Raw genomic sequence first — 14691 nt, forward strand, 5'->3', positions numbered from 1 at the left:
GAACCTCCTTTCAAAGTCTATAGTATTTCTCCGCACTTCTTGCATACTCTAACTTTTGTTCCATCTTCTAAAAGCTTTTTGCTAATTCTTGTAGCAGAATTACAATTTGTGCAATATAACATAACTTTTGAACTATTTATAGGCGCTTCTTTCTTAACTAATCCGCCTTGCATATTTTCTCTATTAGGCTTCATGTGCTTAGTAACTATATTTACATCCTTAACTAAAACTTTTCCAGCTTTAGGATATACAGCTAACACTTCACTTACTTTACCTTTATCTTTACCTGAAATAACAACTACTTTGTCTGTTCTTCTTACATGAACTTTAGCCATCACAGCCACCTCCCTTTTATAGAACTTCAGGTGCTAATGATAATATTTTATTGAATTCTTTATCTTTTTCTCTTAGCTCTCTTGCAATAGTTCCAAAGATACGAGTTCCTCTTGGTTGCTTATCATCTTTGATAACAACTGCAGCGTTATCATCAAACTTGATGTATGAACCATCTACTCTTCTTACTCCTCTTTTAGATCTTACTATAACTGCTTTAACTACATCACCTTTTTTTACAACTCCGCCTGGTGTTGCACTTTTAACGCTAGCAACGATTATATCTCCTATGTTGCCATATTTTCTTCTAGAACCGCCTAAAACTCTTATGCACATAATCTCTTTTGCTCCAGTATTATCTGCTACTTTTAAGCGAGTTTGTGGCTGTATCATACAAATACCCTCCTTTCAATCATTGAATTATTTTGCCTTTTCAACGATTTCCACTAATCTCCATCTCTTATCTTTAGATAATGGTCTAGTTTCCATTATTAATACTCTATCATTGATTCCAGCTTGATTATTTTCATCATGAACTTTAAATTTCTTAGTTTTATTTATTGTCTTTCCATATAAAGGATGACGAACCTTATCTTCAACTGCAACTACAATAGTCTTTTCCATTTTGTCAGAAACAACTCTTCCTATTCTAGTCTTTCTGTTACCTCTTTCCACAGGATTACCTCCTTTCAGCATACTACTGTTCAAGTACCTTTAACTCTTTTTCTCTAAGTATTGTTTTAACTTGAGCTATTGATTTTTTAACCTGTCTTATTCTCATTGGGTTTTCAAGTTGGCCAGTTGCTAATTGGAATCTTAAATTAAATAATTCAGCTTTTAAATCATTTAATTTAGTTGACAATTCTTCAGAAGAAATTTGTCTTAATTCTTGTAATTCATTAGCCCTCATTTACTTCACCACCCATTTGTTCAAAATCTTTTCTTGTTACAAACTTAGTCTTCATAGGAAGCTTATGTGAAGCAAGTCTCATAGCTTCTCTAGCAACATCTTCAGATACTCCAGATAATTCGAATAATACTCTACCTGGTTTAACTACAGCTACCCAATATTCTGGTGAACCTTTACCAGAACCCATACGAGTTTCTGCAGGTTTTTCAGTTACTGGTTTATCTGGGAAAACCTTAATCCAAAGCTTTCCACCTCTTTTTATATATCTATTTATCGCTATTCTGGCAGCTTCTATTTGATTGCTTGTTAACCAACCTGGTTCAGTTGCTTGTATAGCGTAATCACCGTATGCAATGAAATTTCCTCTAGTAGCTTTTCCTCTCATATTGCCACGTTGAACTTTACGATGTTTTACCCTTTTAGGCATCAACATAACTTATTCCTCCTTCCCTATTGGCTAACTTCTTCTGTTTTCACTTTTTTTGTTGGAAGAACTTCGCCTTTATATATCCAAACTTTAACTCCTATTTTTCCGTATGTTGTATTTGCTTCTGCAAATCCGTAATCAATATCTGCTCTTAGTGTTTGTAGAGGAATTGTTCCTTCATGATATTGTTCTGTTCTAGCTATTTCAGCACCGCCAAGTCTTCCAGAGCAAGCAGTTTTAACACCTTTAACTCCGCCCTTCATAGCTCTTTGAATAGTTTGCTTCATAGCTCTTCTGAAAGAAATTCTCTTTTCAAGTTGTTGAGCAATGTTCTCTGCCATCAATTGAGCATCAACTTCAGGCTTCTTAACTTCAACAATATTGATTATTACGTTCTTTTCATTTACCATTGAAAGTATTTCGCCTTTTAATTCTTCTATACCTTTTCCGCCTTTTCCAATAAGCATTCCTGGTTTAGCAGTATGAATATTTATCTTTATTCTCTTTGGGGTTCTTTCTATCTCTATTTTAGCAATACCTGCTGAGTAGCATTTATTCTTAATGAATTTTCTAACTTTATCATCTTCGATTAGGTTATCTGCAAAGTTTTTATCATTTGCATACCATTTAGCATCCCAATCCTTTATAACGCCGACTCTGAGGCCATGTGGATGTACTTTTTGTCCCACTCTATTTCCCTCCTTCTATGCTCTTTCTTTAACTACTAGTACTATGTGACTAGTTCTTTTCATTATTGAATACGCTCTGCCTTGTGCGCGTGGTTTAAATCTTTTTAATGTTGGACCTTGATTCGCATAAGCCTCTGCAACATATAATTTATTAACGTCTAAGTTAAAATTATTTTCTGCATTAGCTACAGCTGATTTTAATACTTTTAAAATTGCAGCAGCTGAATCTTTTGGAGTGTATTTTAATATAGCAAAAGCTTCGTTTACATTTTTACCTCTTACTAAATCAAGAACAACTCTCACTTTGCTTGGAGATATTCTCACATACTTTGCTATAGCTCTAGCTTCCATCTTAGTTCCTCCTTCCCTTCGCTATCTTACACGTGATGACTTTTCGCTCTTATCTACGTGGCCTTTAAATGTTCTTGTTAATACAAATTCACCTAGTTTATGCCCTACCATATCTTCACTTATATATACCGGAACATGTTTTCTACCATCATGAACAGCTATAGTATGACCTACCATCTGAGGGAATATTGTTGAACTTCTTGACCAAGTCTTTACAACTTTCTTTTCACCTTTCGCATTCATTTCCTCAATTTTCTTCATTAACGATTCTGCAACGAAAGGTCCTTTTTTAAGTGATCTACTCAACTCTGTGTCCTCCCTTCATATAATGTAAAAGCTTAGGAAGAGAATTAACATTCTCTTCTTAATTCATTTATTTACTATTTTTGACCTCTTCTCTTGATAATCATTCTATCAGAGTATTTACTATTCTTTCTAGTCTTATATCCAAGTGCTGGTTTACCCCATGGAGTAACTGGACTTGGACGTCCAATTGGAGATCTACCTTCTCCACCACCGTGTGGGTGATCGTTAGGGTTCATTACAGATCCTCTTACAGTTGGTCTCCAACCCATATGTCTCTTTCTTCCTGCTTTACCAATGTTTATTATGTCATTTGTTAAGTTAGATACAGTTCCAACTGTAGCTCTACATTGGATATTAACATATCTCATTTCACCACTTGGTAATCTTAAAATAGCATACTTGCCTTCTTTAGCCATAAGCTGTGCTGATGCTCCAGCTGCTCTTACTATTTGGCCGCCTTTTCCAGCTTGTAATTCTATGTTATGAATTACTGTACCTACTGGTATATTTACTAATGGAAGAGCGTTACCTGGTTTAATATCTGCATTTGGACCAGATACTACAACATCTCCAACCTTTAATCCAACTGGTGCAATTATATATCTCTTTTCACCATCAGCATATACAAGTAAAGCTATATAAGCTGTTCTATTTGGATCATACTCTATAGTTGCTACCTTTGCAGGTATTCCATCCTTATTCCTCTTAAAATCTATTATTCTATATTTTCTCTTAGCTCCACCACCACGGTGACGAACAGTTATTTTACCTTGAGCATTTCTTCCAGCCTTTTTATTTAATGAAACTAGAAGTGATTTTTCAGGCTTATCTGTAGTAATTTCTTCAAAAGTAGAAACTGTCATCTGTCTAAGTGAAGGTGTAACTGGTCTAAACTTTTTAACTGCCATCTAAGTTCCCTCCTTCTCATCGCTTATCTGGTATTCTTACCAATAACAGCTTTATCTATATCTTACATTCCTTCAAAGAATTCAATTGTCTTGCTATCTGAAGTTAATGTAACTACTGCTTTTTTGTAGTCAGGTCTTTTCCCAACATGAACTCCAACTCTTTTTACTTTTCCCATTATTCTAGCAGTATTAACTTCTTCAACTTTTACACCAAATACTTCTTCAACTGCTCTTTTTATTTGAGATTTATTTGCATGTATATCCACAATGAAGGTGTACTTTCTATCTGCCATAGCAGACATGCTTTTTTCAGTTATTACAGGTCTCTTTATTATATCGTAACTGTTTAACATCATTATGCATACACCTCCTCAATTTTAGCAACCGCTTCTTTAGTAACGATGAATTTATCGTGTCTTAATATATCATAAACATTTAAGTTGTTTACTGGTATAACAGTTGCACCTTCAATGTTTCTTATTGATTTGTAAACAACCTCATTATTTTCTGGTAGTACTATTAATGGTTTTTTAGCTTCAAAAGCATTTATCATCTTAACCATTTCTTTAGTTTTTGGTGCTTCTAATTCTAAAGTTTCAAGAACTACTATGTTATTATCATTTACTTTGCTTGTTAAAGCTGACTTCATAGCAACTCTTCTCATTGACTTAGGAATTGACATTCTGTAATCTCTTGGCTTTGGAGCGAATACTATACCACCATGTATCCATTGTGGAGCTCTAATTGAACCTTGTCTTGCTCTACCAGTTCCTTTTTGTCTCCAAGGTTTTTTTCCACCTCCAGAAACCTCAGCTCTAGTTTTAGCTGATTGTGTTCCTTGTCTTTTATTTGCAAGTTGTGCAACTACAACTTGATGTAATACATTTTCATTAACTTCTACTGCAAATACGTTGTCTGATAATTGCATATCTCCAACTTTTTGCCCTTCTCTATTATATAAATCTACTGTAGGCATTCTTTATCCTCCTTTCTTCTAAAACGTTAAGCTTTTACTGTATTTCTTATTACAACGTAACCCTTGTTTGGTCCTGGAATTCCACCTTTAATTAAAATAACATTTTTTTCTGGCATAACTTTTACAACTTCAAGGTTTAGGACAGTTGTATTTCTATGTCCCATATGTCCAGGCATCTTCTTGTTTTTGAATGTTCTTGATGGATCTGATGAAGCTCCCATTGAACCAACACCTCTATGATACTTAGAACCGTGTGCCATTGGTCCTCTAGAGAAGTTCCATCTCTTTATTGTACCTTGGAATCCCTTACCCTTAGAAACTCCTGATACATCTACTTTTTCTCCTATCTCAAATATATCAGCTTTGATTTCGCTTCCAACTTCATATCCTTCGATATTTTCTAATCTGAATTCTTTAACGATTCTCTTAGCTGCTACTCCAGCCTTTGCAAAGTGTCCTTTTTTAGGCTTATTAACTAATTTTTCTCTTATATCTCCAAAGCCTACTTGTATAGCATTGTAACCATCTTTTTCTTCTGTCTTCTTTTGAGTTACTACACAAGGACCAGCTTCAACAACTGTAACAGGAATCACTTTACCACTCTCATCAAATATTTGAGTCATTCCTAGTTTTCTTCCTAATATAGCTTTTTTCATTTCTTTGCACCTCCTAAAATATTAGCGGATCGCTTCCGATCATAATATCTCATTGTTAATATTTCTTATAATTTTATTTCGATGTCAACACCTGCTGGTAAGTCTAATCTCATTAATGCATCAACAGTCTTTGGTGATGGACTTAATATATCGATTAATCTCTTATGTGTTCTGATTTCAAATTGTTCTCTAGAATCCTTATATTTATGTGTTGCTCTTAAAATTGTAACAACATCTTTTTCAGTTGGTAGTGGTACTGGACCAGCTACTTTAGCACCTGTGTTTTTAGCTGTTTCAACAATTTTTTCAGCTGATTGATCCAATATGTTATGATCAAAAGCTTTTAATCTAATTCTTATTTTTTGGTTTGCCATTTTTGTTTCCCTCCTTTTCACTACTCATTAATTCATAGATGTAACATCAGCGTTATGTAAACTGCTCCACGCGTTGCATCATTTTGCACAAATAATGGAACCTATATTCATATCGCTGCCGCCTGATTCAAGATCAAAGCATGCTCAGCTAAGAATATCCTGGTAAGTCCAGCAACCTCTTGCTTCATCGCCATTCTCGTGTCACAACTCTTATATTGTATAATATTTTTTTGACTTTGACAAGTATTTTTTCTTTTTTATCACAAATTCTTTCACAATACTACGTTTTTACATTTATATTACAAGCAAAAGGAGAAGGGCGTCCCCCTCTCCTTTCACTTTATATAAAGGCCTTTTTTTAATTTCTTATTACGTAATAATCTATAAAAAACTTAAAACTATTCTACTATTGAAGTAACAACTCCTGAACCTACTGTTCTTCCACCTTCTCTTATAGCGAATCTTAATCCTGATTCCATTGCTACTGGTGTGATTAGTTCTACGTTCATGTCGATGTGGTCTCCTGGCATAACCATTTCTACACCTTCTGGTAACTTAATTGTTCCTGTAACGTCTGTTGTTCTGAAGTAGAATTGTGGTCTGTATCCATCAAAGAATGGTGTATGTCTTCCACCTTCTTCTTTCTTTAATACGTATACTTGACCTACGAATTTCTTGTGTGGTGTTACTGAACCTGGTTTTGCTAATACTTGACCTCTTTCGATCTCGTTTCTTTGTACTCCTCTTAGTAATGCTCCGATGTTATCTCCTGCCATTGCTTCGTCTAACATCTTTCTGAACATTTCTACTCCTGTTACTGTTGTCTTTCCTATTTCTTCTTTCATTCCTACGATTTGTACTTCGTCTCCTACGTGTAGTACTCCTCTTTCTACTCTTCCTGTTGCAACTGTTCCTCTTCCTGTTATTGTGAATACATCTTCTATTGGCATTAAGAATGGTTGGTCAGTTGCTCTTTCTGGTGTTGGTATATATTCGTCAACTGCATCCATTAATTGTTTAATGCATTCGTCGTCGCCTTCTTCGATAGCTTTTAATGCTGATCCTACTACTACTGGGCATCCGTCTCCATCGAATCCGTATTCATTTAATAATTCTCTAACTTCCATTTCTACTAATTCTAATAATTCTGGATCGTCTACTTGGTCTGCTTTATTTAAGAATACTACTATGTGGTTAACTCCAACTCTTGATGCTAGTAGTATATGTTCTCTTGTTTGTGGCATTGGACCGTCTGCTGCTGATACTACTAGGATTGCTCCATCCATTTGAGCTGCTCCTGTGATCATGTTCTTTACGTAGTCAGCGTGTCCTGGACAGTCAACGTGTGCGTAGTGTCTCTTTTCTGTTTCATACTCTACGTGTGCTGTATTGATTGTTATTCCTCTTTCTTTTTCTTCTGGTGCTTTATCGATATCTTCGTAGTCTTGTACTTCTGCTCCACCTGTTTTTGCAAGTGTCATTGTGATTGCTGCTGTTGTTGTTGTCTTACCGTGGTCAACGTGTCCTATTGTTCCTATATTTACGTGTGGCTTTGTTCTTTCAAACTTTTGTCTTGCCATTTTTTATTCCTCCCATAACTATTTATTAATAAAAATTTATATTAAATAATTAATTATTTGTTTCCAATAACTTTCTCAGCTATACTCTTTGGAACTTCTTCATAATGATCAAATTCCATGCTGTAAACTCCTCTACCTTGAGTTTTAGATCTCAATGTTGTTGCATATCCAAACATTTCAGCTAATGGAACAAATGCTGATATGATTTGAGCACCAGCTCTTGCATTCATACCTTCAATTCTACCTCTTCTTGAGTTAACGTCTCCCATAACATCTCCCATATATTCTTCTGGAACAGTTATTTCAACTTTCATTACTGGCTCAAGAAGTACTGGATCTGCTTTTGCCATACCATTTTTGAATGCCATAGAACCTGCAATTTTAAATGCCATTTCAGATGAGTCAACATCGTGGTATGATCCATCATAGCATTTAACCTTGAAGTTTATAACTGGATATCCACCTAATATACCATTTTGAGATGCTTCTTGAATTCCATTATCTACAGCTGGGATATATTCTCTTGGTATAACTCCTCCAACTATAGCATTTTCAAATTCATATTCACCTTCATGAGGTATTAATTCTATCCAGCAGTGTCCATATTGACCACGTCCACCTGATTGTCTTACAAACTTACCTTCAGCCTTAACAGCCTTCTTGATTGTCTCTTTGTAAGCAACTTGTGGAGCTCCAACATTACATTCAACCTTGAATTCTCTTTGAAGTCTATCAACTATAATTTCAAGGTGAAGTTCTCCCATACCTGCTATAATTGTTTGACCTGTTTCTTCATCAGTATATGTCTTAAATGTTGGGTCTTCTTCAGCTAATTTAGCTAAAGCTATACCCATCTTTTCTTGAGCTGCCTTTGTTTTTGGCTCAATAGCTACACGAATAACTGGCTCTGGGAATTCCATGCTTTCAAGAAGTACTAAATTATTCTCATCACATAGTGTATCTCCAGTAGTTGTGTTCTTTAATCCTATTACCGCACCTAATTCTCCAGCGTATAATTCGTTAACTTCTTCTCTATGGTTAGCATGCATTTTAACAAGTCTTCCGATTCTTTCTTTTTTGTTCTTGTTACTATTTAATACATACGATCCACTTGTCATTATACCTGAATAAATTCTAACGAATGCTAATTTACCTACGAATGGGTCAGTAGCTATCTTGAATGCTAGAGCAGCTAATGGTTCATCATCTGATGAATGTCTATCAACTTCTTCTCCTTCAGCATTAGTTCCCTTAATAGCTGGTATATCAGTTGGTGCTGGTAAATAAGCAACAACAGCATCTAATAGGTGTTGAACACCTTTATTTCTATATGCAGTACCGCAAAGTACTGGAACTATTTCATTAGAAATAGTAGCTTTTCTTAAAGCAGTATGAATTTCTTCTTCAGTTATTTCTTCGCCTTCTAAGTACTTCATCATTAATTCTTCATCAGTTTCAACTATAGCTTCAATCATAGCTGATCTATATTCTTCTGCTTGTTCTTTCATATCTTCTGGAATTTCAACCTCTTCAAAATGTTGGCCTAATTCATGGTCGAAGATTATAGCCTTCATTCTGATAAGATCAATATGTCCTTGATAATTATCTTCTTTTCCTATAGGAAGCTGTATTGGCACTGCATTGGCATTTAATCTTTCTCTGATTGAGTTAACTGACATATAAAAGTCAGCACCTAATATATCCATCTTATTTACAAATACCATTCTAGGTACTTCATATTTATCTGCCTGTCTCCATACAGTTTCAGTTTGTGGTTCAACACCACCCTTTGCATCAAGTATAGTAACAGCTCCGTCAAGTACTCTAAGAGATCTTTCAACCTCTACAGTAAAATCTACGTGTCCTGGTGTGTCTATAATGTTTATTTGGTAATCCTTCCAATAACATGTTGTTGCAGCAGAAGTAATTGTTATACCTCTTTCTTGTTCTTGTTCCATCCAGTCCATTGTAGCTGCACCTTCATGGGTTTCACCTATTTTATGAGTTTTTCCAGTGTAGAATAATATACGCTCAGTACATGTTGTTTTACCAGCATCTATGTGAGCCATTATTCCAATATTACGAAATTTATCTAATGGGTATTTTCTAGCCATGTTCTTCCTCCTCTCAACAAGTAAGTTGTATGCCTTAAAAGCAGAAATTTAAAAATTGTATAAAACTGCTTCGGGATGCCCAAAACAGTTTTATATCCAAATCTATATTAGTATCTGTAATGTGCAAATGCTTTGTTAGCTTCTGCCATCTTATGTGTATCTTCTCTCTTTTTAACAGCTGCACCTGTATTGTTAGCAGCGTCCATTAATTCTGCTGCTAATTGTTCTCTCATGTACTTTTCGCCTCTTTTTCTAGCAGCGTCAATTAACCATCTTAATCCTAAAGTCTGTCTTCTTTCTGGTCTTACTTCCATAGGAACTTGGTATGTTGCACCACCAATTCTTCTAGCTTTAACTTCTAGTAAAGGCATGATATTATTCATTGCAGCTTCGAAAACTTCCATTGCTTCTTTTCCAGTCTTTTCAGCAACAATATCAAATGCATCGTAGCATATTTTTTGAGCTACTCCCTTTTTACCATCTAACATTATATTATTGATTAATTTTGTAACTACCTTACTATTATATACTGGATCTGGTAAAACGTCTCTTTTTGGTGTATTTCCTTTTCTTGGCACTTTTCTTCCCTCCTTAACATAGTGTATTTAATTCATAGGTACTCGGTAACCACACCGCAAAGTGCTCTCTTCTGCAAAATACTAATTAATTTATTTATAATCTATATAAATGCCGAAGACATAGCACTATTTTCAAAAACTATTTTTGTTTTGGTTTCTTTGCACCATACTTAGATCTTCCTTGCATTCTGTTAGCAACACCAGCAGCATCTAATGCTCCTCTGATTATGTGATATCTAACACCAGGAAGGTCCTTAACTCTTCCACCTCTAATTAAAACAACGCTGTGTTCTTGTAAATTATGTCCTACTCCTGGGATATAAGCTGTAACTTCATATCCGTTTGTAAGTCTAACTCTTGCTACTTTTCTTAAAGCTGAGTTAGGTTTCTTAGGTGTTGATGTTTTAACAACTGTACAAACACCTCTTTTTTGTGGGCTTTGTTTTAATGCAGGTGATGCAGACTTATACTCTACTGACTTTCTTCCTTTTCTTACTAATTGGTTAATTGTTGGCATTTTTCCACCTCCTTAATATTTTAAACTTAAGCTATATAAATTTAGTGTTTAGCATAATTATTAATGAAGAATTAGAGCTACCGATGCTCCAACATCTATTCCGCAAAGTACTCCTAATTCTTTCATTGTCTCTACATATACAATCTGGATCGATTTCTCTTTGGCTAATTCAATAACAGGGCTGGTTAATTTTTCTTCAGCATCTTTTGCTATATACAGACATTGTCCTTTTCCATTTTTCATGTGCTTTAGAGTCTGTTTGAGACCAATCACCTTTTCCCCTTCAATTCTTCGAACCATCCGAGAACCCCCTTAAAAACATTATGTTAGAGACAAATATTTTTTATTTGCCTCTAATCATAATCATTACACACAAAATGTATTTTATCATTTTACATTCCACATGTCAACAAAATCAATATTAAGCTTCGCTAACATTTTCTTCTTCTTCTTTTGGTTTATCTGTATTTAATTTTATGGCTCTGTATTTCATCATTCCTGTTCCAGCAGGAATTAATTTACCTATTATTACATTTTCCTTCAATCCTAGAAGTGGATCTATCTTACCTTTTATAGCCGCATCAGTAAGTACTCTTGTTGTTTCTTGGAAAGACGCTGCTGATAAGAAGGAATCTGTAGCAAGAGCTGCCTTAGTAATTCCTAGTAAAGCTACTTCTCCTGTAGCTAATTCTCCACCTTGTTCAAGCATCTTTTGATTTATCTCCTCAAAATCAAACATATCTACTAATGTTCCTGGTAATAACTCGGTATCTCCAGATTCCTTTACTTTAACTTTTCTTGTCATTTGTCTTATAACAACCTCTAAGTGTTTATCATTTATATCAACACCTTGAAGTCTATAAACTTTTTGAACTTCTGATAGTAGATAATTTTTAACTTCCTTTGGTCCTTTTATTGTTATTATGTCATGTGGATTAACTGAACCTTCAGTTATTTCATCTCCAGCTTCTATTCTAGCACCATTAACAACCTTTATTCTTGAACCAAATGGAATATCATAGCTCTTATCTATACCATCATCATCTATAACATGCACAATTCTCTTTTTCTTAGTTTCCTCTATTTTTACTGTACCTGATACTTCTGTTACTATTGCAAGTCCTTTTGGTTTTCTAGCCTCAAATAACTCCTCAACTCTTGGAAGACCTTGAGTTATATCAGCTCCAGCAACTCCACCAGTGTGGAAAGTTCTCATTGTAAGCTGAGTTCCTGGCTCACCTATAGATTGAGCTGCAACTATACCAACTGATTCTCCAATATTTATTTTCATTCCAGTTGCCATATTCATACCATAGCATTTAGCACAAACACCATGTTTTGACTTACATGTAAATACAGATCTGATTTTTACCTTTTTAATTCCGGACTTCTCTACCTTTTCTGCTAAATCAGCATCCATATAAGTATCCTTTGGTACTATAACTTCTCCAGTAGATGGATCCATGATATCTTCAGCTGAATATCTACCATGAAGTCTTTCTGTTAATGATTCAATTATTTCATTTCCTTCTCTAATTTCTGAAACCTCAAATCCTTCTTCTGTTCCGCAGTCCTCTTCTCTTACTATAACATCTTGGCTAACATCAACAAGTCTTCTTGTCAAATATCCTGAGTCAGCAGTCTTAAGAGCAGTATCCGCGTTACCTTTTCTAGCTCCGTGAGTAGATATAAAGTATTCTAGTACGTCAAGACCTTCTCTGAAGGATGCTCTTATTGGTAACTCTATAATTTTACCAGATGGGTTAGCCATAAGTCCTCTCATACCTGCAAGCTGCTTAATCTGAGACTTAGAACCTCTGGCTCCTGAGTCTGCCATCATGAATATAGGGTTAAATTTATCAAGGTTTTCCATAAGTGCATTAGCAACATCTTCTGTAGTTTGAGTCCATTTTTCAATAACTCTTTCATATCTTTCATCCTCAGATATGAAACCTCTTCTGTACATTTTTTCAATTTTATCTACTGCAGCATCAGTATCTGCTAATAATTGATTCTTATTTGCTGGTACTGTCATATCAGATACTGATATTGTTATAGCTCCTATTGTAGAATAATGATATCCTTTAGCTTTTATCTTATCAAGCATTGTGGATGTCATAGTTGGACCATATTTTGTATAACATTTATCTATTATTTTTCCTAAATTCTTTTTAGTTACTAGGAAATCAATTTCTAATTTAAATTCATTTTCTGGCTTACTCCTATCAACGAATCCTAAATCTTGTGGTATTGATTCGTTGAACATTAACTTTCCAGGTGTAGTTTCGATTATACCACTAATAATCTTTCCATCCTTTTCCTTGGTCATTTTTACTTTAATTTTTGCATGGATATCTATTTCACCTAGTTGATAAGCCATTAATACTTCATCTGGGCCAGAGAACGCTTTACCTTCTCCTTTTGCTCCATCCTTATCTAAAGTTAAGTAATATGACCCTAAAACCATATCCTGGGTAGGTACGCATACTGGCTTACCATCAGATGGCTTTAAGATGTTATTAGCTGCAAGCATTAAGAATCTAGCTTCTGCTTGTGCTTCAACTGATAAAGGCACGTGAACAGCCATTTGGTCTCCATCAAAGTCTGCATTGTATGCTGTACATACTAATGGATGAAGTTTAATAGCTCTACCTTCAACAAGTATTGGTTGGAAAGCCTGAATTCCTAGTCTGTGAAGAGTAGGAGCACGGTTTAGTAATACTGGATGCTCAGATATAACATCTTCGAGTACATCCCATACTTGCGGCATAACTCTTTCAACCATCTTTTTAGAACTCTTAATATTATGAGCAGCACCGCTTTCTACTAACTTTTTCATAACAAATGGCTTAAATAGCTCAAGAGCCATTTCTTTTGGAAGACCACATTGATACATCTTTAATTCAGGTCCTACAACGATAACTGAACGTCCAGAGTAGTCAACACGCTTACCAAGCAAGTTTTGTCTAAACCTTCCTTGCTTACCTTTTAACATATCTGACAATGATTTTAGAGGTCTATTTCCTGGTCCTGTAACTGGTCTTCCTCTTCTACCATTATCTATTAGAGCATCAACTGCTTCTTGTAACATTCTTTTTTCATTTCTTACTATAATATCTGGAGCTCCTAAATCAAGAAGCTTCTTCAATCTATTATTTCTATTTATAACTCTTCTATATAGGTCATTTAAATCTGATGTAGCAAATCTACCTCCATCAAGTTGAACCATAGGTCTTAAGTCAGGAGGAATTACTGGTATAACGTCAATAATCATCCATTCTGGTCTATTATTAGACTTTCTAAATGATTCTACTACCTCTAATCTTCTTATAGTTCTTACCTTTTTTTGACCTGTGCTAGTTTTTAAAGTTTCTTTTAATTCAGCAGACAAGCTTTCTAAGTCAATTTCTTCGAGTAATTTCTTTATACTTTCTGCTCCCATACCAGCTTCAAATGCATCTTCTCCGTACTTATCAACACTTTCTCTATACTCTTTTTCACTTAGTAATTGCTTCTTTAGCAATGGAGTTTCTTTTGGATTTAGAACCACATATGAAGCAAAATATAATATTTTTTCTAAGGATCTTGGGGACATATCAAGTATAAGTCCCATTCTAGATGGTATTCCCTTGAAATACCAAATATGAGATACAGGGGCAGCAAGTTCTATATGCCCCATTCTCTCACGTCTTACTTTAGATTTTGTAACTTCTACTCCGCATCTATCGCAGACTATACCTTTGTATCTTACTCTCTTATATTTACCGCAGTGACATTCCCAATCTTTCATAGGTCCAAATATTCTTTCACAGAACAATCCATCCTTCTCAGGTTTTAAAGTTCTGTAATTAATAGTTTCAGGCTTCTTAACTTCACCTCTAGACCATTCCCTTATTTGTTCCGGTGAAGCCAACCCTATTTGTAATGCTTCAAAATTATTTAATTCTATCAAGGGTAAATCCTCCCTTCGCA

General features: G+C 34.9%; 19 protein-coding genes. All 19 read right to left on the bottom strand.

What is annotated here, in order from left to right; all coding sequences use genetic code 11:
- Positions 1-17: 17 nt before the first annotated feature.
- Positions 18-335, bottom strand: coding sequence for a 50S ribosomal protein L24 (rplX, locus tag ACFWTK_RS04380; RefSeq protein WP_415874902.1), 318 nt, complete (start codon positions 333-335; stop codon positions 18-20).
- A 16-nt stretch (positions 336-351) separates the two neighbouring features.
- Positions 352-726, bottom strand: a complete 375-nt coding sequence (gene rplN, locus ACFWTK_RS04385; RefSeq protein ID WP_415874903.1) for a 50S ribosomal protein L14 — start codon at positions 724-726, stop codon at positions 352-354.
- A 27-nt stretch (positions 727-753) separates the two neighbouring features.
- Complete coding sequence (gene rpsQ, locus ACFWTK_RS04390; RefSeq protein ID WP_415874904.1) at positions 754-1008, bottom strand: 30S ribosomal protein S17; 255 nt, start codon at positions 1006-1008, stop codon at positions 754-756.
- A gap of 22 nt (positions 1009-1030) precedes the next feature.
- Positions 1031-1243 carry a 50S ribosomal protein L29 gene (gene rpmC / locus ACFWTK_RS04395; protein WP_415874905.1) on the bottom strand — a complete coding sequence of 71 codons (213 nt, stop codon included), beginning with the start codon at positions 1241-1243 and terminating at the stop codon, positions 1031-1033.
- Positions 1233-1676: a 50S ribosomal protein L16 gene (gene rplP / locus ACFWTK_RS04400; protein ID WP_415874906.1), complete on the bottom strand. Its 444-nt coding sequence runs from the start codon at positions 1674-1676 to the stop codon at positions 1233-1235. The genes rpmC and rplP overlap by 11 nt, the downstream gene beginning before the upstream one ends.
- A 17-nt stretch (positions 1677-1693) precedes the next feature.
- Positions 1694-2359, bottom strand: coding sequence for a 30S ribosomal protein S3 (gene rpsC, locus ACFWTK_RS04405; protein WP_415874907.1), 666 nt, complete (start codon positions 2357-2359; stop codon positions 1694-1696).
- Positions 2360-2374: 15 nt separating this feature from the next.
- Complete coding sequence (gene rplV / locus ACFWTK_RS04410; protein ID WP_415874909.1) at positions 2375-2710, bottom strand: 50S ribosomal protein L22; 336 nt, start codon at positions 2708-2710, stop codon at positions 2375-2377.
- Positions 2711-2731: 21 nt separating this feature from the next.
- Positions 2732-3016, bottom strand: a complete 285-nt coding sequence (rpsS, locus tag ACFWTK_RS04415) for a 30S ribosomal protein S19 (RefSeq protein WP_415874910.1) — start codon at positions 3014-3016, stop codon at positions 2732-2734.
- Between the two features lie 74 nt (positions 3017-3090).
- Complete coding sequence (rplB, locus tag ACFWTK_RS04420; protein WP_415874911.1) at positions 3091-3924, bottom strand: 50S ribosomal protein L2; 834 nt, start codon at positions 3922-3924, stop codon at positions 3091-3093.
- A gap of 62 nt (positions 3925-3986) precedes the next feature.
- Positions 3987-4280 (bottom strand): 50S ribosomal protein L23, encoded by a 294-nt coding sequence (gene rplW, locus ACFWTK_RS04425; RefSeq protein ID WP_415874912.1) that lies wholly within the window; start codon positions 4278-4280, stop codon positions 3987-3989.
- Positions 4280-4900: a 50S ribosomal protein L4 gene (gene rplD, locus ACFWTK_RS04430; protein ID WP_415874913.1), complete on the bottom strand. Its 621-nt coding sequence runs from the start codon at positions 4898-4900 to the stop codon at positions 4280-4282. The genes rplW and rplD overlap by 1 nt, the downstream gene beginning before the upstream one ends.
- A 26-nt stretch (positions 4901-4926) precedes the next feature.
- The gene (gene rplC, locus ACFWTK_RS04435; protein ID WP_415874914.1) at positions 4927-5556 is read right to left on the bottom strand and encodes a 50S ribosomal protein L3; all 630 of its coding nucleotides are present in this window, start codon (positions 5554-5556) and stop codon (positions 4927-4929) included.
- A 65-nt stretch (positions 5557-5621) separates the two neighbouring features.
- Positions 5622-5930, bottom strand: coding sequence for a 30S ribosomal protein S10 (gene rpsJ / locus ACFWTK_RS04440; RefSeq protein WP_003367878.1), 309 nt, complete (start codon positions 5928-5930; stop codon positions 5622-5624).
- A gap of 398 nt (positions 5931-6328) precedes the next feature.
- Positions 6329-7510, bottom strand: coding sequence for an elongation factor Tu (gene tuf / locus ACFWTK_RS04445; protein WP_415874915.1), 1182 nt, complete (start codon positions 7508-7510; stop codon positions 6329-6331).
- Positions 7511-7563: 53 nt separating this feature from the next.
- A complete protein-coding gene (fusA, locus tag ACFWTK_RS04450; RefSeq protein WP_415874916.1) occupies positions 7564-9624 on the bottom strand; it encodes an elongation factor G in 2061 nt (686 codons plus the stop codon).
- A 107-nt stretch (positions 9625-9731) separates the two neighbouring features.
- Complete coding sequence (rpsG, locus tag ACFWTK_RS04455; RefSeq protein ID WP_415874917.1) at positions 9732-10202, bottom strand: 30S ribosomal protein S7; 471 nt, start codon at positions 10200-10202, stop codon at positions 9732-9734.
- Between the two features lie 139 nt (positions 10203-10341).
- Positions 10342-10719 carry a 30S ribosomal protein S12 gene (gene rpsL, locus ACFWTK_RS04460; RefSeq protein ID WP_061858389.1) on the bottom strand — a complete coding sequence of 126 codons (378 nt, stop codon included), beginning with the start codon at positions 10717-10719 and terminating at the stop codon, positions 10342-10344.
- Positions 10720-10779: 60 nt separating this feature from the next.
- Complete coding sequence (locus tag ACFWTK_RS04465; RefSeq protein WP_415874918.1) at positions 10780-11019, bottom strand: ribosomal L7Ae/L30e/S12e/Gadd45 family protein; 240 nt, start codon at positions 11017-11019, stop codon at positions 10780-10782.
- 121 nt (positions 11020-11140) lie between these two features.
- Positions 11141-14671 (bottom strand): DNA-directed RNA polymerase subunit beta', encoded by a 3531-nt coding sequence (gene rpoC, locus ACFWTK_RS04470; RefSeq protein WP_415874919.1) that lies wholly within the window; start codon positions 14669-14671, stop codon positions 11141-11143.
- Positions 14672-14691 lie beyond the last annotated feature (20 nt).

This window comes from Clostridium sp. (genome assembly GCF_047777555.1).
Taxonomy (GTDB): Bacteria; Bacillota; Clostridia; order Clostridiales; family Clostridiaceae; genus Clostridium_H.

What these genes read in the sequence shown, in the direction of transcription:
- rplX (WP_415874902.1), bottom strand. Translation starts at nt 335, where the DNA reads ATGGCTAAAGTTCATGTAAGAAGAACAGACAAAGTAGTTGTTATTTCA.
- rplN (WP_415874903.1), bottom strand. Translation starts at nt 726, where the DNA reads ATGATACAGCCACAAACTCGCTTAAAAGTAGCAGATAATACTGGAGCA.
- rpmC (WP_415874905.1), bottom strand. Translation starts at nt 1,243, where the DNA reads ATGAGGGCTAATGAATTACAAGAATTAAGACAAATTTCTTCTGAAGAA.
- rplP (WP_415874906.1), bottom strand. Translation starts at nt 1,676, where the DNA reads ATGTTGATGCCTAAAAGGGTAAAACATCGTAAAGTTCAACGTGGCAAT.
- rplV (WP_415874909.1), bottom strand. Translation starts at nt 2,710, where the DNA reads ATGGAAGCTAGAGCTATAGCAAAGTATGTGAGAATATCTCCAAGCAAA.
- rplB (WP_415874911.1), bottom strand. Translation starts at nt 3,924, where the DNA reads ATGGCAGTTAAAAAGTTTAGACCAGTTACACCTTCACTTAGACAGATG.
- rplW (WP_415874912.1), bottom strand. Translation starts at nt 4,280, where the DNA reads ATGATGTTAAACAGTTACGATATAATAAAGAGACCTGTAATAACTGAA.
- rplD (WP_415874913.1), bottom strand. Translation starts at nt 4,900, where the DNA reads ATGCCTACAGTAGATTTATATAATAGAGAAGGGCAAAAAGTTGGAGAT.
- rplC (WP_415874914.1), bottom strand. Translation starts at nt 5,556, where the DNA reads ATGAAAAAAGCTATATTAGGAAGAAAACTAGGAATGACTCAAATATTT.
- rpsJ (WP_003367878.1), bottom strand. Translation starts at nt 5,930, where the DNA reads ATGGCAAACCAAAAAATAAGAATTAGATTAAAAGCTTTTGATCATAAC.
- tuf (WP_415874915.1), bottom strand. Translation starts at nt 7,510, where the DNA reads ATGGCAAGACAAAAGTTTGAAAGAACAAAGCCACACGTAAATATAGGA.
- fusA (WP_415874916.1), bottom strand. Translation starts at nt 9,624, where the DNA reads ATGGCTAGAAAATACCCATTAGATAAATTTCGTAATATTGGAATAATG.
- rpsL (WP_061858389.1), bottom strand. Translation starts at nt 10,719, where the DNA reads ATGCCAACAATTAACCAATTAGTAAGAAAAGGAAGAAAGTCAGTAGAG.
- ACFWTK_RS04465 (WP_415874918.1), bottom strand. Translation starts at nt 11,019, where the DNA reads ATGGTTCGAAGAATTGAAGGGGAAAAGGTGATTGGTCTCAAACAGACT.